This is a genomic window from Frisingicoccus sp., assembly GCF_048388605.1.
Classification (GTDB): Bacteria; Bacillota; Clostridia; order Lachnospirales; family Lachnospiraceae; genus Frisingicoccus.
In genome coordinates this window covers 1-1,155 of the sequence record NZ_DBGCTU010000047.1, presented here as the reverse complement: position 1 = coordinate 1,155, position 1,155 = coordinate 1, and the positions used below count along the sequence as shown (strand labels likewise).

Annotated in this window: 3 protein-coding genes; 1 reads left to right on the top strand and 2 read right to left on the bottom strand. The window is 46.1% G+C overall.

What is annotated here, in order from left to right; genetic code table 11:
* Positions 1-67: 67 nt before the first annotated feature.
* Positions 68-307 (bottom strand): hypothetical protein, encoded by a 240-nt coding sequence (locus ACMN7X_RS13165; protein ID WP_418747922.1) that lies wholly within the window; start codon positions 305-307, stop codon positions 68-70.
* Between the two features lie 80 nt (positions 308-387).
* Here ACMN7X_RS13165 and ACMN7X_RS13160 point away from each other — a divergent pair, with 80 nt between their 5' ends.
* Positions 388-660 (top strand): hypothetical protein, encoded by a 273-nt coding sequence (locus ACMN7X_RS13160; protein WP_286156424.1) that lies wholly within the window; start codon positions 388-390, stop codon positions 658-660.
* Positions 661-738: 78 nt separating this feature from the next.
* Here ACMN7X_RS13160 and ACMN7X_RS13155 read toward each other — a convergent pair.
* Positions 739-1,155, bottom strand: a 417-nt coding sequence (locus ACMN7X_RS13155; RefSeq protein ID WP_418747921.1) for a UDP-N-acetylglucosamine 2-epimerase, incomplete at its 5' end; no start/stop codon positions are given.

Genomic DNA, 1,155 nt, shown 5'->3' with positions numbered 1-1,155 from the left:
TGCTTATCAAAGGATGCTGGTGTCGATCTGCCGGACGATCGAAAGACTAATTATCAATTCATAATTTTCAATTAACATGAAGTACCTTGAAACAATCCTTGCCTTTCTCACTAGCCTTGCCCGGATCATCTTTCCCCGCAAGCAAAAGCCGGCAGCCGGTGACTGCCCTTGTCCCCATCCCTATCCTCGTCCTGTTCCTGATGGCGATCACCCTGCTGTCTCTCCTGATGGAGCAGACGGAAGTGACGCTGACGGCTATCGGAGCGATACTCTCGCTCTCCACCAGAGCGACTGGGGAACCAAACAACGTGTCGAACCCATAGACATTGCCGGTTACAGCCTGATGGCGGCGGGACTGATCGGCGGTCTGTACAAATTATTCACAGCATGAGTTACGAAGAAAATTACCAACACATGATCCGCCGCAACAAAGCGACCGGATATGCCATCTATGACTGTCTGTTGAAGGCTTACCGAAAACATGCCGAAAGCATGGATGTCTCCGGCATTACCGACCGGGATATCTCCCGGATCAGTGAGATGCTATTGGTGAGCGAACGCTGGATACGTCATATTTTATGTAAATATCATCTGTTTTTCGTTATCATCGACCAGTATTTTCCGGAAGAGGAATGGGAAGATGAAGAGACGGATGTTTGATCGTTTGAAGTCTGTTATTTTCTCTGATATGGAGGAGGTAACAGACTTTTCATGTATAAAGTTACTCGTACAACCTCTTTACCTCATTACAAAATGAACAATTCTTTCGCAAGCCTTACCATCTCCATAAGGGTTCACTGCTTTACTCATTTTGTCATAATACCCTCTATCATCCAGCAAAGCGGAAACTTCCTGTACAATCTTATCGTAATCCGTTCCCACCAATTTAACTGTTCCCGCTTCCAGAGCTTCAGGACGCTCGGTTGTATCACGCATAACCAATACCGGTTTACCTAATCCCGGAGCCTCTTCTTGTATTCCACCGCTATCGGTAAGCACAAGGGCCGATTTCTCCATCAGGTAAACAAACGGCAGATATTCCAACGGTTCAATGAAAAACATATTCTGCAAATCCGAATTTCCGAAAACTTCATGAATCGGTTTGCGCACGTTCGGATTCAGATGCATCGGATAGACAAAATCCGTTTCCGGATA

What these genes read in the sequence shown, in the direction of transcription:
- ACMN7X_RS13160 (WP_286156424.1), top strand. Translation starts at nt 388, where the DNA reads ATGAGTTACGAAGAAAATTACCAACACATGATCCGCCGCAACAAAGCG.